Below are 17,464 nucleotides of genomic sequence, written 5' to 3'. Positions count from 1 at the left end.
TCGTTGCGGAACCGTTTTGACGCCGTCCGACCTCACGGCCGGATGCTGCGCGAAGTGCGGTCTCGCCTGCACTCCCGAACACGCCGTCGACCCTCGCAATGATTCGGAACGGGCGAACTCGGCGACGTCCGATCACTTCGAGCCGGTCGTCGTTCCACGAACCGATAAAACGATCGCTGACGTCCGGATCGATCGCACGATCGATCTTTCGTCTCCGCTCGTCGATCCGAACGATTCACCATTTAAGACGACTCCGGGCCTCGATATCGGTCAAGGCACCATCGAATTCGACGTGCCGAACGGCGCCGAGCCGAAGTCCGGCACCGTTCATGAGCGAGCCGAGTTTCGGACGATGGAGTTCGAGATCGACGAAGGGCCGGTAACGAAAGATCCCTCGAAAACGAAGGCTCCCGGCTTCGCCACTCACGACCCGCGAAATATCGCCGCGACGTACGATTCCGATCATTTCGGCACGCGGCTCGTCGACCAACTTGCGGCTGCTTGGGGGCCCGAGGCCGAGCGCCCGGGGAATCCCGGCGTTTCCCTGAAAGGAAGCTCCCCTTCGTCGTCGCGCACCGATCAGACGATCGTCGTCAATCAGCGCGCGGTCGTTGCGGTCAGTAAGAAAGATCCGCAGGCCTCGCAACCGGCCGACTATGAGCTGTTGCATCTGCTCGGCGAAGGAGGCATGGGCATCGTTTACTCGGCGCGGCAAACCTCGATCGATCGCACGGTCGCGGTGAAGATGCTGAAGCCGAACGTCGCGAAAAGTCGCGAAATGCAGCAGAAGTTCTTGTCCGAGGCCGTCGTGACCGGCGATCTCGACCATCCGAATATCGTGCCGATGTACGATCTCGGCAAGAACGAAGCCGGCGATCTCTTCTATGCCATGAAGCGCGTGCAAGGCACGCCGTGGTCGAAGGCGATCGGCAAGAGGACGCAGCCGGAGAACATCGAGATCTTGCTCAAGGTCGCCGATGCGGTGGCGTTTGCGCATGCGCGCGGTGTGATCCATCGCGATCTCAAGCCCGAGAACGTCATGCTCGGGGAATTCGGCGAAGTCTTGCTGATGGACTGGGGGCTCGCGTATTCGACGGCCGAGTTTCGCAAGTCGGCCAGCATCACGCAGACGCACAGCATGGGAGGAAGCCCGGCGTATATGGCGCCGGAAATGGCGACCGGGCCGATCGAGCGGATCAACATCGCGAGCGATGTCTACTTGCTTGGCGCGATCCTTTACGAAGTCCTTACGGGCAAGGCTCCGCACGCCGGCACGAACGTATCGAAATGCTTGATCGCCGCCGCACGCAATGATATCTTGCCGACCGATAAAACCGGCGAGCTCGTCGATGTAGCGCGTCGTGCAATGGCTACGGAACAGCGTGATCGCTACGCTTCGGTGCGCGATCTACAAGCCGCGGTGCGCGAATGTTTGGCGCATTCCGAGAGCATCTCGCTCGCGGCGCGGGCCGATCAAGAGTTGGCGAAGGCCGGCGAAACATCCGATTACCGCGCATTTTCTCGCTCCGTCTTCGGCTTCGAAGAAGCCTTGGCGTTATGGGCCGGCAACGAGCATGCCGCGGCCCGGCGGTTCGATGCCCGACTCGCCTATGCTTCGTGTGCGTACGAGAAGGGAGATTATGATCTCGCGGCAGGCTTGTTGGATCGGAACATCGCCGCGCATGCCGCCTTAGCCGAGAAAATCGAAGCCGCGAATGCGGAACGGGAAGCGCGGCGAGTACGCTTGCGACGCGCGAAGAAGGCGATGTTCGCTTCCATCTTTGCGCTGTTTGCGATCGGCGCTTCCGCCTACTACGGCATTCGGGCCCAGCGCGATCGGGCCATGCAAGCCGAAGAACAAGCGCGGCAAGATCGCGACCGAGCCGTGGCGGCCGAATCGACGACGGCCGTCGAGCGCGATCGCGCGATCGCCGCCGAAACGAAAGCCGCCGCCGATCGAGACCGCGCCGTCGCAGCGGAGGCGAAAACATCGATCGAGCGAGACCGCGCTCTCGCGGCCGAGAAGAAATCGGACGCTGAGCGCGATCGTGCCGTCACTGCGGAAATGACGGCGAAGCTGGACCGCGATCGCGCGCTGAAGGCCGAAGGAGAAGCACGCCGCGATCGAGACTTGGCGAAGCAAGCCGAAGCCGCCGAGCAATATGAAGCCTACACGGCTCGCATCGGACTTGCCGCGGCGCGCATCGAAGAGAACGCGTTTAATAGCGCCGTCGAATTGCTTGAAACCAGCACGCCGGAGATGCGGAATTGGGAATGGGGACGGCTGCAATACTTGTGCGGCCGCAGTGCGCTGTCGATCGATGCCGGGCCGCCGGTCGAGAGCGTGGCTGTCGACTTCGCTCGGCAGCGTTTCGCAAGCGGGGGTTGGAACGGCAGGCTGTGCCTTTGGGATGCGTCGCGCGGCGGACTGCTCGCCGAACTGCCTTATGCAGGAAGCTTCGTGAAGGCCGTTTCTTTTTCGAACGACGGTCGCTACCTCGCAGTAGGAGGAAGCGATAAAAACGCTTATGTGCAAGTTTGGGATCTCGCGGAGAAGAAAGTCGCGCAAACGTACGTCGGCCACAAAGGGCCGGTGGTGTCCGTAAGCTTCGATCGGAGCGGCGCGCGGCTGCTGACCGCCTCGAACGACGGCACCGCGCGGCTTTGGAATCGCGACGACGGCCGATTGCTCCGTACGTTTCAAGGACACTCGTCGGCCGTATTGTCGGCGGCGCTTTCGCCGGATGAAAAACAAATCGTCACGACGGGGCACGACGGCGTTGCCATCGTCTGGTCGCTCGAAGAGAAGGCCACGACGTCGGCGAAGGGGGACGCACCGGCCGAAATTCGAGCTTTCTTAGGGCATAAAGGGCCGGTCCGAAGCGTGGCATTCGCTCCCGACGGTTCGACGGTCGCCACCTGCGGCGACGACAAACGCGTGTTGCTGTGGCATCCTCAGGACGTGCGTCCCTATCGCTTGGCCGAAGTCTTCGCGGAGCAACCGCCGCCGTCTCCACCGGTTCGCGAACTGCTCGGGCATCGCTCGGCCGTCGCTACGGTTTCTTTTTCCGCCGATGGACGCCGTCTGGTGAGCGGTGGCTTAGACAACGCGATGATCGTGTGGAACGTTGCGTCGGCCGTGGCGGAAAAGTCGTTGCGAGGACACGCCGGGCAAGTTCGTTCGTGTCGTATTTCCGGCGACGGCAAGTCGGTCGTTTCCGGCTCCTACGACGGAACGCTCAAGGTCTGGAACGTCGACGACTATCATGAGTCGATCGTCGTGAAGCCGAGCTTGCTGACCGGACACGTCGATGCCGTGCTCGCGGCCGATTTCTCGTCCGATGAAACACGGATCGTGACGGCCGGTCTCGATCGAACCGCCATGCTGTGGGATGTGCGCACCCTCCGCCGGACGGCAAAGCTGGCCGAGGGGCACGAATATCTCGCCTCGACCGCGATCTTCACGGCCGATGGTTCACGACTCATTACCGCCGCCGTCGACGGTACGACGCGCGTGTGGGACGCGGCGCTCGGTACGCAACTCGTGCAGTTACTCGATACCGGTCGGAGCGCGGCGCTCGCAGTGTCGCACGACGGGCGATTTGCGCTCACCGGCGACGGCTCGCGCGGAGCGCAGCTTTGGGAACTCGCCGGCGGCAAGCTCGTGCATTCCTTTCCGACCCATCGGAGCGAAGTCTCCGCGGCGGCATTTTCGCCCGACGGCAAGCTCCTCTTCACCGGCGAAGCGAGCGGCCGAACGAACGTGTGGGACGCCGCCACGCGACAACCGCTTTGGAGCGAACTACATCATTCGCGCAAGATCACGGCCGCGGTCTTCACGCCGGACTCGCAGAAGCTGCTGACGGCGGCGCTCGACAACACGGTCGGGCATTGGGATGCCGTCGCCGGACGAGAGCGCACGGAGTTGGTTTGGAAACATCCGGCCGGCGTGACGGCGCTCGCGCTCGTCGGGGGCTACGGCGCGGCGACCGCGTGCGAAGACGGCAAGGTCCGCCTGTGGTCTTTCGCCGAGGTTAAGCCTGGGAGCGAAGTTGCGTTCGCTCCGGGAAAATACGCCTCGGTTGCCGCCTCGAACGACGGCAACTTGCTGGCCGCGATCGATCAAGAGCAGAGCGCCGTGCGCATTTGGGACCGTAAGCTTGGCCGCGAACTTGCGCCGGCGGGCATCGACGGGGCGAATTCCGGCAGCGCTCCGTGGCTGGCCGGGCAGTCGCGCGGCCTCGTGGTGTGGAACGCCGTGTTTGCACCCGACGGCAAGAGTCTGGTGACGATCGGCGGCAACGAAGCTCGCCGCTGGACCGTGGCGGACGTTCGCGAAACGCAAACCTATCGTCCGCACGGCGCGATCGCGGGCGTGGCGTTTTCGCCCGATGGTCGATTCGTCGCGACCGCGGGTTGGGACGACGCAGTGAAGATTTGGGACGTCAACGAAGGTCGAGCGGTGCGAAAGTTCGCCGGCCGTCACGTCGGCGGCATCAACAGCGTCGTTTATAGTCGCGACGGAAAATTTCTCCTGACGGCCGGCGACGACCGAACGGCCGTCGTCTGGCGCGTCGAAGACGGTGAGGCGGTGAAAACACTCAAAGGGCACGCCGATCGCGTACTGCATGCCGCCTTCTCGCCCGATGGTAAACAGGTCGTGACGTCGAGCGCCGATAAGACGGCCCGCTTATGGAGCGTCGACGATGGGAAGCTGCTTCACGAATTGAAGGGGCACGAATGGGCCGTGCTCTGGGCCGAATACTCGGCCGACGGAGCACGCGTCGTGACGACCGCCGCCGACGACGTCGCCAAGATTTGGGACGCGAATACCGGAAAGTTGCAACTCACGCTCGCCGGCCATACCGCGGCGGTGAACTCCGCTTCGTTCTCGCTCGACGGCAAACGCCTCGTCACCGGCTCGCGTGATTCCGGCGTGAAACTTTGGGACACGACCGACGGCAAGGAATTGATGATGCTGAAAGGGCACACGCAGGAAGTCACCTCGGTGCGGTTCTCGCCGAGCGGCCGTTCGATCCTCACCACTTCGCGCGACGGCCGGGCGATCCTCTGGCCGACGATCGAGTGGCGGGTGCCGAAGGAGCCGGAGGCGAAATGATCGTTACGCTAAGATCGGGCGCACGACATGGCCGTGGACGTCGGTCAGGCGGAAGTCGCGGCCGGAGTAGCGGTAGGTGAGCTTCTCGTGGTCGAGGCCCATGAGGTGCAAGATCGTGGCGTGCAGATCGTGGACGTGGACTTTGTTTTCGACGGCGGCGAAGCCGAACTCATCGGTGCTGCCGTAGGTCATCCCGCCGCGGACGCCGCCGCCGGCCATCCAGACGGTGAAGCCGTGGTTGTTGTGGTCGCGGCCTTTGGCCCCTTCCGACGACGGCGTTCGTCCGAACTCTCCCCCCCAGACGACGAGCGTTTCATCGAGCAAGCCGTGCGACTTGAGGTCTTTCAGCAAGCCGGCGATCGCTTGATCGGTATCGAGGGCTTTCTTGGCGTGGTCGGCGATGTTGCCGTGGTCGTCCCACGGTTGTCCGCCGCCGGTATAAATCTGTACCATGCGCACGCCGCGCTCGACTAAGCGCCGCGCCGAAAGGCAAGCGTCGGCGAACTGTCCTTGGCCGTAGAGTGCTCGGACGCTTTGCGATTCCTGCTTCAAGTCGAACACCTCTTGCGCCTCGGTCTGCATGCGGAACGCCATCTCCATCGACGCGATTCGCGTCTCGAGTGCGCCATCGACGCCGCCGCGGCCGGCGAGATGCCGATCGTTCATCTGCTTAATGAACGAGAGTTGCTCGCGCTGCGACGTAGCGGTGAGATATTCGTTGCTGACGTGCTGAATGACTTTCTGCGGAGTGAGGTTCGAGTTGTTGATGTGGGCCCCTTGATAGATGCCCGGCAGAAAACTGCTGCTCCATAATTGCGGACCGACGACCGGCTTCCCGGGGCACAGTACTACGAAACCCGGCAGGTTCAGATTCTCCGAGCCGAGACCATAGAGCAACCAAGAACCGAGGCTGGGGCGGGTCGGTTGTTGTTCGCCGCTGTTCATCATCAACAGCGACGGCTCATGATTCGGCACGTTCGTATGCATCGAACGAATGACGCAGATGTCGTCGATGCAGCCGCCGACATGGGGATAAATATCGCTGACCTCGATTCCCGATTGCCCTCGCTTCGTGAACTTAAACGGAGACTTCATCAAGTTGCCGGTGCGCCGCTCGGTCTTCTTGTCGGCGCCGGGAGGTCGTTGTCCGTCGAACTTCGCAAGCGCCGGCTTCGGATCGAACGTATCGACTTGCGACGGCCCGCCGTTCATAAACAAGTGGATGACGTGCTTCGCCCGGGGAGCGAAGTGGGGGAGTTTGCCGGCGAGCGGGTTGCCGGTCTTGATCGGCGCGGCTCGAGCGGCTTCGTCGGCCAAGAGCGCCGCGAGCCCGAGGCTGCCGAAGCCGGTGCCGACGCGGGCCAGCATTTCGCGTCGCGACAGAGACGACGGAATTCGGTATTGAGAATGCGCGGTCATAGCTTTCCCGATCGTTCGCGGCGGGGACTAATCGATGTACATGAATTCATTGGCGCTCAAGAGCGCCTGTGCCAATCGCTCCCAGCGATTCAGCTTGTTCTTTTTCGCGTCGTCGGGCGAGTCGCTCGCGGCGAGGTATGCGACGGCCGCCGTCACCTCGGCTTCGTCCGCCTCGCGACCGTAGGCGAGTTGGAAAGCTCGGCGCACGCGCAGCGCATCGCCCTGCCGAGGCCCGGCTTTCTGCGACCCGTCCGTCGACGTTTCTTTCGTTAGTCGAGCGGCAAACGCCTTGGCCTGCTCGACCATGAAAGGACTGTTCAGCACGAATAATTGCTGCTGCGGCACCGTGGTTTCGCTGCGCGTGTCGCTGGTGATGTTAGCGTCGGGAAAGTCGAACAGCCGGAGCAAGCCGTCGAGTTCGTGGCGACTGATCTTGCCGTAGACCGTGCGACGGACGTTCGTCGGCGAGCCCAGGTCGGTCGATGCACCGCCGAGTTGCCGATCGAGTCGGCCCGAGACGGCGAGCAAGGAATCGCGCCACGCTTCGACGTCGAGCCGGCGGCGGTCCATGCGCCACAACATCCGATTGTCGGCGTCGCGTTGTTCGTTCTCGGCATGGCTTACGGAGCTGAGTCGATACACGGCCGAAAGCATGATTTCGCGATGCACGGCTTTCAGGCTCCAGCCCTGTTCGACGAGTCGCACGGCGAGATAATCCAGCAGTTCGGGATGCGTAGGTCGATCTCCGAGAAGACCGAAGTTGCTCGGCGTGTTGACGATTCCTCGACCGAAGTGTCGCTGCCAAAGTCGATTGACGATCACCCGGCTCGTAAGCGGATTATCGGCGGCCGCGATCTCTTCCGCCAACTCGCGGCGTCCGCTGCCTTCAGTAAATGCTTTGGGTGCGTCGCCGGCCAGGATGCGTAAGAAGCGACGGGGCGCAAGGTCGCCCGTTCGGGCCGGATTACCACGAATGAAGATCTTCATATCGACCGGCTTCGCGTCCACGATCGTATGAGCCAGCGGATAGATCGGCGGCGCGGCTTTCTTCGCGGCGTCGACTTCGAGCTTCGCCGCCGTCCATTGCTCTTTGCTCTTCGTCGGCATGCGACGTTCGAGCTCGCCGTCGTTCGGCGTGAAGATTCCTCTTTCGCCGAAGACTGCCTCGAGTAGTTCTTTATTTTCCGGAGTTTCGGGACTCTTCTTGGCTCGCCTGGCGGCCAAGGCCGCTTGCAATCGCTGCTCCAGCGACACGGCTGCCGAGACGACGGTCGGTGGCACGGCCATCGTTTTCACGTCGAGCGGTTTGGATTCACCGCCGGTCGACGTCGCGCAAAGGTTGCGCATTTCATCGAGGGCCGGAAGCTTGCCGCGGCTTTTCGGATCGACTAGTTCGACCCATTTGTTCAACGTCGGCTCGTGGAGCTCGAAACGCTTGGCGAGCTCAGGCATCGCTTTCGAGCCGGCATCGACACGGCGCGCAACGTGGGCTCGCCAAGCCGCTTCGACGTACTTGCCGACGCGCGAAACTTCCGCTTCGGACGCGAGCGATTTCTGATCGGCGACGAACTTCTTGAGATCGGATTCCGCCGTCCGGATGCGTGTTTGGCCGGCGTTATAAGTCGCGATTTCTTCGGCCGACGCCAGCGGTGTGTTGTTCAGCGTGCAGCTTTGAAACACGCCGGCCAGCGAATAGTAGTCTTGCGTAGGGATCGGATCGAACTTGTGATCATGACATCGGGCGCACGAAACCGTGAGCCCGAGAAAGCCGCGGCTCAACGTATCGACACGGTCGTCGAGTTCGTCGGCCGAGGCCTTGGCGGCGTCGCTGTTCTTGTAGTATTGCGCGCCGAGCCCGAAGAAACCGAGTGCGGCGATGTTCTTGAGAGAGTCCGGCTTCGGTTTGTCGTCGCTCGTGCCGTCGATCTTGTCCGCGGCGATCTGCAGCTTTACGAAGCGGTCGTACGGCATGTCGTCGTTCAAAGCCGACACGACCCAATCGCGATAGCGATAGCCGCTGTCGTTCGGCTTCGTCCCGAACGTATGCGCCTGATCTTCCGCGTAGCGAGCTACATCGAGCCAATGCCGGCCCCAGCGTTCGCCGTAGTGAGGCGAAGCGAGCAGCCGGTCGACGACCTTAGAGAAGGCTTGCGGCGATGCATCGGCCCCGAACGCCTCGACTTCTTCCGGCGTCGGCGGCAAGCCGATGAGGTCGAACGTTGCGCGTCGCAGCAACTCGCGCTTCGTCGCCGGGGCGACCGGTTGCAATCCTTCTGCTTCGAGTTTCGCGAGGATAAAGTAATCGATTTCGGTTTGCGGCCACTGGGCATTGCGCACCGTGGGGCGAGCGGCGCGCACCGGCGGTTGAAACGCCCAATGCTTGCGCGCTGCGGCGAAGTCGATCGCCGGCTTCGCCGTGTCGCTTGCGCCGCCGGCTTCCTTGCGTGGGTCAGCCGCGCCGCGGTCGATCCAAACGGCGAAATCGGCAACGACTTTCTCCGAAAGCTTTCCATCGGGGGGCATTTCGTAGCCGTCGTAACGAAGCGCCTTAAACAGTAGGCTCTCCTTCGACTTGCCGGGCACTACGGCCGGTCCGCTGTCGCCTCCCTTGAGCAGCCCTTGTGCCGAATCGACGAAGAGTCCGCCCTTCAACTTATTCAGCGCGGCCGCCGCTTGCGAATGGCAGGCATAGCAGCGTTCGACGAGAACCGGCCGAATCTTCTGCTCGAACCAATGCAGGTCTTCAGCCGACGGACCTTCGGCCCTGGCTTCTAACGGAAGCGCAAAGATCAACGCCAGAATAAGCGAAGCCGGTTTCATCGGATTCCGCGCAGCAGGAGGGAACGACCGCGAGGCGGGGCGAGCAATGGGAGGCGATGCAGTCGGAAGGCGGGGAGTGCGGGAGGGCTAATCCCCATTAAACATCGGCAGCTTCCGATCCGCAATGGAAGTCGAAACCGCCGCGATGTTAAAGCCGAACCGAGCGACGCCTATCCGAGGGGTTCGGGAGCGCGCCATTCAAACTCTTCCCAGGGCCAAAGGGGGGCCGGGCGTTGCGTATAGGGATAATTCTGAAAATCGGCCGGCGCGCAGCCGGGAGCTTGCAAGCTGAAGATTTTCGCCGCTCGCGCAGCGTAGACGGCCCGAAATCCGCACGGACTCTTCGCGATCAGCACGCGCGCCGCGAAGGGATCCAGGCCCGCGGCGCGAAACAACTCGGGTGCGAAGTGAGGCCCGCTCCGTTCCGTGACTACGAGCCGAACGTCGCCGACGCGCAGCACCACGGCCCGCCCCATGTCGATCGGCAAGTTGACTCCGAGATGTCCGCTAAGCACGAACTTCGCCGCGAAAACTCGTTCGACGACCGCCGTGATCTCGACCGGTGTGCTGAAATGCGAATCGCGCCGGCCGCCGATCGATGTCTTAAGCGTGGTTTCGATACCGAGCGCTGCGGCGCGCTCGACGACTTCCGGAGCGACGAACGTCACTAGCGCTCCACCGTTTGGCCAGTCGCGCTTGAGCAACTCCTTCAAACACCAAGTCGAATCGCCGGGAGCACCGGAAGTGGTCGCGTCGGCGGCATCGCTCAAGACGACGAGCCCTGTGGTGCAGGCATGTGCTTCACGCACCCCTTCCGCAACGGAGACGAGCGTCGGTAGGTAATCGCGACGAGCAGCCCAAACGTCGTTCGCCAGGGCGGCGGCTTCTCGTTCGGCGAGTTGGTGATCGCCGGTGGTCGTGACCAGGACGGCCGTTCCGAGTTCCGGAATGTCGAGCCATGGCTGCACGGTCGCGAGGCTTGCCGTCAGTATCTCCGGACGCGCTTCGAGGGCTTGAAGCCGTTGACGAAAGGCGAAGCTGACGCTGGCCGAGTCTTGCGTATTCGCCCGCTCGGCGGGCACGACCATCGGAATCTTGATGAACGTCGTCGTGGGGCGAGCGCCGTCGATCATGATCTTCCGCAGAACCGCTGCCCCGCGCTTGCCCGTCTCGACGACGTCGATATGCGGTGCGGTATGGAAGCCGACCAGCGCCTCGACGTTGCGAACCATGCGATCCGTGAGATTGGCATGTAAATCATACGTTGCGACGAGCGGCGTCTGCGGTCCGATGCGACGTCGCACTTCCTCTAACACTTCTCCTTCGACGTCCGGGTGTCCGTCGGCGACGAGCGCGCCGTGCAACGCGAACAAGACTCCGTCGAGCGGGCCTGCTTTATCGAGCGCCGAACCAATCTCGGCGAGGATCCAATCGAACGTTTCCGCCGTCGCCCGTCCGCTTGGCCACGCCGGCAGACGAACGAGCCCGACGATCTCCGGCCGCTCCGGCCAAGCGCGGAGCGATTGGATGAAGCCTCCCGGCTCGTTCGTTTCGGCGAGTTGCTCGACGAGCTGAGCACCGCGCATGACGCCGAACGCTTCGAAGTCGCTCCGGGTCGTCGACATCGGATTGAACGTATTCGATTCTTGCCACAACTGCAGAATGCCGATGCGCATCGCGAGGCTCCTGGATCGCTACCTTGCCGTGGCTGCAAAAGGCTCACCGACGAGCGATGCGATCGCACGGTCGATTCGTTCGAGCACGAGATCGACATCGGCCAAAGTCATTGCGGAGCAGAACCCGTGATGGCAGGGAGCGCCGCCGTAATCGTGGAAGTACACGCCATGCTCGATCGCCGCCTTGATGAAGCGGAGCATCATCGGCTTATCGTGACGGACGGCGGCGCGGTAGTTTTCCAAATCGCCGACGTCGCCGAAATAGACGCCGAACCGAGCTCCTAAGCCTTCGACACGGCCCGGCACGCCGTGACGTCGGAAGGCGGCATTCAGCCCTGCGAAGAGCTTCGTGCCGACGGCGCGAATGTGGTCGTAGAAGCCGGGCGAGCGGTAGATGTTCAGGGCCGTGATGGCCGCGGCGACCGACATCGGATGGCCGTTGTAGGTGCCGCTATGTTGGCAATCGCCGGTCGGCATGAGCCGTTCCATGATCTCGCGCTTCCCGCCGAACACGCTCAGCGGGTGCCCGCCGCCGACCGCCTTACCGAGCGTGCATAAGTCGGGCGTTACGCCGAGATATTCTTGCGCGCCGCCGGGGCCCATGCGGAACGCCGACAACACTTCGTCGAAGATCAGCAGAACGCCGTGGCGACGCGGTTCGTCGCGCAAGGCGGCCAAGAACTCCGCCGACGGACGAATGCAACCGGCGTTGAAGTAGATCGGTTCGCAGATTACGGCGGCGATCTCGTGGGCATGCTTGCGCAATGCTTCGATCAGCAGGTCGGGCCGGTTGTACGGAACCAGAATCAAGTTCTCCGCCATGCCCGGCGCGATGCCGGTCGAACCGGGCCACAACGTCGGCGCGGTCTCGGAGCCGAGCTTATCTGCGGGCGTGCCGATCGAGAACATGACTTGGTCGTGGTAGCCGTGGAAGTTTCCTTCGATCTTCAGCAGCTTCGGCTTACCGGTGTAAGCACGAGCCAAGCGGATCGTGTGCATCGTCGCTTCGGTGCCGGAACCGACGAAGCGCACCCGCTCGCAGGCCGGAACCATCGAGCAAACGAGTTCCGCCAATTCGGTTTGGAGTTCGTTTTCGTAGGAGCAAGCGGCGCCGGTCGCCAACACACGCTCGACCGCGGCGCGAATTCGTGCGTCGCCGTGACCGATGAGCGTTGCGCCGTGGCTGCAGCAGAGGTCGATGTAGTCGTTGCCGTCGAGATCCCAAAGTCGGCAGCCGTCGGCGCGCTGAAAGTACAACGGATGACCGAGCGCGCGATTGACGCGCGTCGAAGAGGAGACGCCGCCGGCAAGCGAGCGACTTGCGCGCTCGTAAAGTTCCGTAACTTTCGACATCGAATTCATTTCCTTCAAGGGTTACGTTGGTTTGTCTTCAATGGATTAGGCGACGATTTCTTTGACGATGCGGCCATGCACGTCGGTGAGTCGGAAATCGCGGCCTGAATAGCGATAGGTCAACTTCTCGTGATCGAAGCCGAGCAGATACAGCATCGTGGCGTGCAGATCGTGGACGTGTACTTTGTCGTGGACGGCGCGGAAGCCGAAGTCGTCGGTCTCGCCGTAGGTCATGCCGCCGCGCACGCCGCCGCCGGCCATCCACATCGTGAAGCCGTAATGATTGTGATCGCGACCGTCGCCGTTTTCCGAAGTCGGCGTCCGGCCGAACTCGCCGCCCCAAACGACGAGCGTGTCGTCGAGCAGGCCGCGCTGCTTGAGATCGGTCAGGAGCGCCGCGATCGGTTGATCGATCGACCGCGCAAGGCCTCGGACCGAGTCATAGTGCTTGTTGTGCGTGTCCCATGGTTGCCCGTTGCCGTAATAAATTTGCGTGAAGCGAACGCCCCGCTCCGCCAGGCGGCGCGAGAGCAAGCACGCGTCGGCGAACGGCCCTGCGCCGTAAGCGGCGCGGGTGATCGCCGTTTCGCGATTCAAGTCAAACGCTTCGGCCGCTTCCGTTTGCATCCGAAATGCCGACTCCAAAGCTTTGATGCGCGTGTCGAGCATGTCGTCGGCGCCGCGTTCTTCGAGATGCTCGCGATTGAGAGCCTGCATGAGGTCGAGTTGCCGTCGCTGGTCTTCCGGATGCGCAGCCCCGTTCTTCAAATACGGGATCATCTTCTGAGGATCGAGATTCGAGTGGTCGACGTAAGTTCCTTGAAACTCGGCCGGCAGGAACGCGCTGTTCCAAAGCTCGGCGAAGCGGACCGGTCGGCCGGGGCATAGCACCACGTAGCCCGGCAGGTTTTGGTTCTCGGTGCCGAGGCCGTAGAGCGTCCACGAACCCATGCTCGGACGCTTCGGCGTGATCGTGCCGTTGTTCATCTGATAGAGCGCGGGCCCGTGATTCGGATTGTCGGAGTGGAGCGATCGGATGACGCAAATGTCGTCGATGCATGAGCCGATGTGCGGCAGCAACTCGCTCACAGGCACTCCGCTTCGACCTCGCCGCGTAAACCCGAACGGCGACGCTAAGAGTCCGGCGGTGGCGCGCTCCGTGCGCAGATCGACTTCTTTCGGACGCTGGCCGGCGAATTTCTTCAGCATCGGCTTCGGGTCGAAGAAGTCTCCTTGATACGGTCCGCCGTTCATAAAGAGATGGATCACGCGCTTGGCGCGCGGAGCGAAGTGCAGCTTAGGCGTCGTCGCAGCTTCGGCCGAACTTTCGGCAAGCAAGGAGCCGAGCCCGATCGCGCCCAAGCCGCCGCCGAGACGGCCGATCATGCGGCGTCGGGAAAGTGCTTCAGGTTTCGGTAGCGGGTTCATGGCGAGTGTCCTGCGAACTAATCGACGAACGAAAATTCATTGCTTCCCAACAGCGCTTGCGCGTACTCTTGCACCGTCTCCGGCGAAAGCTTCTTTCCGGAATCTCCGGTCGTGAGAAAATCGATGCCCAAGCGAAGCTCATTGTCGCTCGGTAGGCGTGCGAACAGCAAGCGGTAAGCGCGGCGCACGATCGCCGGTGCATCTTGAGGCGATTCCGCGGCCAGCCGCTTCGCGAGCGTCGCCGCTTGGCTCACGATGAATGGGCTATTCAGCACGAACAGCTGCTGCAAGGCCGTCGTCGTCGGGATGCGGCTTGGCGCATGCGAGCCGGTGTCGGGAAAGTCGAATAACCGCAGCATGTCGTCTACGTCGGAGCGATCGATCTTGCCGTACATCGTACGCCGATGATTGTCGAGCGAGGTGAGCGCGACCGATGGCCCGCCGAGCGTCCGATCGAGATTGCCGCATGAAGCCAAGACGGAGTCGCGCCACGCTTCGATGTCGAGGCGTTGCCGATTCATGCGCCACAGTAGCCGGTTGTCGGGATCGGCGGCGAACTTTTTCGGATCGTAGGTCGAAGCTTGTCGGTAAGCGGCCGACTTCATGATCTCACGATGCAGCCACTTGAGCGACCAGCCGTTTTCGATGAAGCGTAGCGTGAGATCGTCGAGCAATTCGGGATGCGATGGACGTTCGCCTTGAGTGCCGAAATCGCTCAAGGTGTCGACGAGCCCACGACCGAAATGATGCGCCCAAACCCGATTCACGATCACGCGGCCCGAGAGCGGTGCCGCTTGTCCGACGATCGCTTGCGCGAGATCGAGTCGCCCGCTGCCTCGTCGAAACGGCTGCGGCGTCTCGGAGGAAAGCACCGTCAGAAAACGTCGCGGAACGACATGCCCCGGCTTCATCGGATTGCCGCGGATCTGAAGCGGCAGATCGATCGCCTCGTTCGGCTTGTAAACGAGTTTGGTGTTGTCCGGTCCGTTCGGTTCGACGAAGAGTGCCGCATCGTCGACGACATGCGCCATTGCCGAATCGTAGCGCGGCGTACCGCGTTCGATTTCCTTGATGCGGCTTTCCAATTCGGCGATCTTCGCCTTATCCTCGACGGATGGCATCTTCATCGCTTTAAGCGGTTTGATTTGTGCTTCGAGCTTCAGCACTTCTTCGCGCGCTTTTTGCACGACAACCGCTTCGGCGTCGGGCACGATCCAGCGATCCATCAGCCGCGTACTCGCCAATATTCCGGCCAGCGCATAATAGTCGTCGGCACCGATCGGATCGAATTTATGATCGTGGCATCGCGCGCAGGCCACGGAGAGCCCGAGAAAGGTTCGACCTAAGGCATCGATCCGCTCTTCCCATTCGTCGGCGACGATCGACTTGATCACGGTCGGCGAAAGTTTCAATTCTTTGAAATACTCGGGACTCACCCCCAAGAAACCGAGCGCTGCGAGATCGGCCGGTTGGTTGCCCGGAAGTTGATCGCCGGCAAGTTGTCGAACGACGAACTCATCGTACGGAACGTCGCGATTCAACGCGCCGACGATCCAATCGCGATAGAGCCACGCGCGATCGCGCACTTCGAGCGATGTTTTGTTGGCGTCGGCATAGCGTGAGAGATCGAGCCAGTAGCGGCCCCAGCGTTCGCCGTAGTGCGGCGAGGCGAGAAGTCGATCGATCAATTTGTCGTAAGCGGACGGCGATTTTGCGTCGGCCGGTTCGCGCGCCGTTTCCTGAACGAACTGCTCCGTCTCTTCCGGCGTCGGCGGTAGGCCGACGAGATCGAATGTGGCGCGGCGGATAAGCGTTCGCGCATCGGCCTGCGCAGTCGGCTCCAGGCCGCGCTGCTCTAAGGCGCCGAGCATGAACACATCGATCGGGCCTCGCGCTCTGCTTGCATCTCGCAGTTGCGGAGGTGCTGTTTTACGAAGCGGTTGGAACGACCAGAACTTTCGTCCGGCTGCGAAGTCGATCCCTTGCTTCGTTACGGTTGCCGAGCCGTCGGCCGGAAGGGGCGCGCCGCGACGAACCCATTCTTCTAGGAGTGCGATCTCTTTCGGCTCGAGCTTGCCGTCGGGAGGCATTTGGGTGTCGCCGTCGTAGCGGACGGCTTCGAGTAGCGGACTTTCCTCCGGCTTGTCGGTCTTGATGATCGGGCCGTTGTCGCCTCCGGCCAAAATGCCTGCGCGTGTGTCGAGCGAAAGGCCGGCTTCCTGTTTCTTCACGCCACGCGAATGGCATGCGTAGCAATGCTCGGTCAACAAAGGACGAATCTTGCGTTCGTAGAATTCGATCCCCTGCCCTGAGGTCGCTGGGCTTGTTGCTGCTTGGCCTGTTGCCCCTGGGTTTATCTCGGCTGCGAAAGCCGGGACATGGGCAATCGCAACCGAGAACGCGATGCAAATTCGTACTGCCCACGTTCCGTTCCGAAGCGTCGCCAGCGAGCGTTGGCTCGGAGTCGGCGACTTGAAGGGTGCGGCGAGGAGCATAAGCTGGTCGAGTGGACAGGAAGGAACTCGCGGATCAGAACCGGTCGCGGAGTTGAGACGGTCGTTGGGGCGGGATATCTACCAGTTTGCAGTGGCCGGAGGCTATTTAGCAAGTGTAGTATGAATAACGATTTATCTTCATGCTATGTAGGCCAAGCCAACACATAGGACGGAAAGCCGTGCCACGTCCCCCGTTGCGAAGCCGCCCCTATAAAGAACTCACGCTGCAACAACTCCGCAGTTTCAGCGAAACGGCCCGGCTAGGGAGTTATTTCGCCGCGGCGAAGTCGCTCGGGCTCACTCACCCGACGGTGCGCGAGCAGGTCTTGGCGTTGCAACGTGAATTCCGCTTGAAGCTGATCGAAACGCACGGCCGAGGCTGCCGTCTTACGACCGAGGGGCGGCTGTTAGCGGAGATGGTTACGCCGCTCGTCTCGGGTGCCGCGACGTTAAAGCCGCGCTTCGAGTCGGCGCGCAAGCAAGCGAAGATCCGACTCACTGTCAGTGGCCCGCCGCGCGTGATTCAAGAAGATTTGCCGGCGGCCGTTTCGGCGCTGCTCGAAGATAATCCGAACTTGAACTTAGTGTTCTTAGAACTGCGCGACGATCAAGTCGTGCCTTCGGTCGAGTCGGGCGCGGCCGACATCGGCCTAACGACACGCGCCGTTCCCGATGCGGCTCCGATCGGCGTGAGCTTCGAGACCGCTTATGAATTAGAGACGCTGCTGCTCACCGCCAAGAGCCATCCGCTGGCGCGGCGCAGTCGCGTAACGCCCGCCGATCTTAGGAAGTATCCCCTGCTCTCTTCGCGTTATACGCTTTCCGATCAGCCCGAACTGGCTGCGATGCTCGATCGGAATCGGGTCTTCGACGGGCCGACACCGCGTGTCGAACCGTTCCTCGCCGGTACGGTGCGTCGTTACGTCGAACAAAACTTAGGAATTGCCCTGGTCTACGGCCTCAGGCCGGGCGGCGGCAAGTCGCTGTTGCACGAACGGTCGATGAGTCGATACTTCGGCCGCGGACTTGTCCGTTTCGTCTTCCGAAACGGCTCGGTGCATGAAGACGCCGCGCGAGCGTTTGCGGCTCAGGTTCGTTTGCAGAATCAAATTCAAAGCTAGCTCCGGCCGGCTCGTGTTCTTTACAATGACGAT

General features: G+C 62.1%; 8 protein-coding genes. 2 read left to right on the top strand and 6 right to left on the bottom strand.

Going from position 1 to position 17,464, the window contains the following annotated elements:
- The first annotated feature begins 16 nt into the window (after positions 1-16).
- Positions 17-5,119, top strand: a complete 5,103-nt coding sequence (locus K8U03_10130; protein MCE9605245.1) for a protein kinase — start codon at positions 17-19, stop codon at positions 5,117-5,119.
- A 3-nt stretch (positions 5,120-5,122) separates the two neighbouring features.
- Here the strand turns inward: K8U03_10130 and K8U03_10125 are convergent, their stop codons facing one another.
- From K8U03_10125 to K8U03_10100, 6 genes are all read right to left on the bottom strand, one after another.
- Entirely contained in the window at positions 5,123-6,487 is a 1,365-nt protein-coding gene (locus K8U03_10125) for a DUF1501 domain-containing protein (protein ID MCE9605244.1), read from the bottom strand.
- A 78-nt stretch (positions 6,488-6,565) separates the two neighbouring features.
- Positions 6,566-9,358: a PSD1 and planctomycete cytochrome C domain-containing protein gene (locus K8U03_10120; protein ID MCE9605243.1), complete on the bottom strand. Its 2,793-nt coding sequence runs from the start codon at positions 9,356-9,358 to the stop codon at positions 6,566-6,568.
- Between the two features lie 170 nt (positions 9,359-9,528).
- Positions 9,529-11,034 carry a M81 family metallopeptidase gene (locus K8U03_10115; protein ID MCE9605242.1) on the bottom strand — a complete coding sequence of 502 codons (1,506 nt, stop codon included), beginning with the start codon at positions 11,032-11,034 and terminating at the stop codon, positions 9,529-9,531.
- Positions 11,035-11,052: 18 nt separating this feature from the next.
- Positions 11,053-12,387 (bottom strand): aspartate aminotransferase family protein, encoded by a 1,335-nt coding sequence (locus K8U03_10110; GenBank protein MCE9605241.1) that lies wholly within the window; start codon positions 12,385-12,387, stop codon positions 11,053-11,055.
- A gap of 45 nt (positions 12,388-12,432) precedes the next feature.
- Positions 12,433-13,773: a DUF1501 domain-containing protein gene (locus tag K8U03_10105; GenBank protein ID MCE9605240.1), complete on the bottom strand. Its 1,341-nt coding sequence runs from the start codon at positions 13,771-13,773 to the stop codon at positions 12,433-12,435.
- 59 nt (positions 13,774-13,832) lie between these two features.
- A complete protein-coding gene (locus K8U03_10100) occupies positions 13,833-16,085 on the bottom strand; it encodes a PSD1 and planctomycete cytochrome C domain-containing protein (protein MCE9605239.1) in 2,253 nt (750 codons plus the stop codon).
- Between the two features lie 404 nt (positions 16,086-16,489).
- Here K8U03_10100 and K8U03_10095 point away from each other — a divergent pair, with 404 nt between their 5' ends.
- The gene (locus K8U03_10095; protein ID MCE9605238.1) at positions 16,490-17,431 is read left to right on the top strand and encodes a LysR family transcriptional regulator; all 942 of its coding nucleotides are present in this window, start codon (positions 16,490-16,492) and stop codon (positions 17,429-17,431) included.
- Positions 17,432-17,464 lie beyond the last annotated feature (33 nt).

Source organism: Planctomycetia bacterium, from assembly GCA_021413845.1.
Lineage (GTDB): Bacteria > Planctomycetota > Planctomycetia > Pirellulales > PNKZ01 > PNKZ01.
This window is presented reverse-complemented; position numbering and strand designations above follow the sequence as displayed.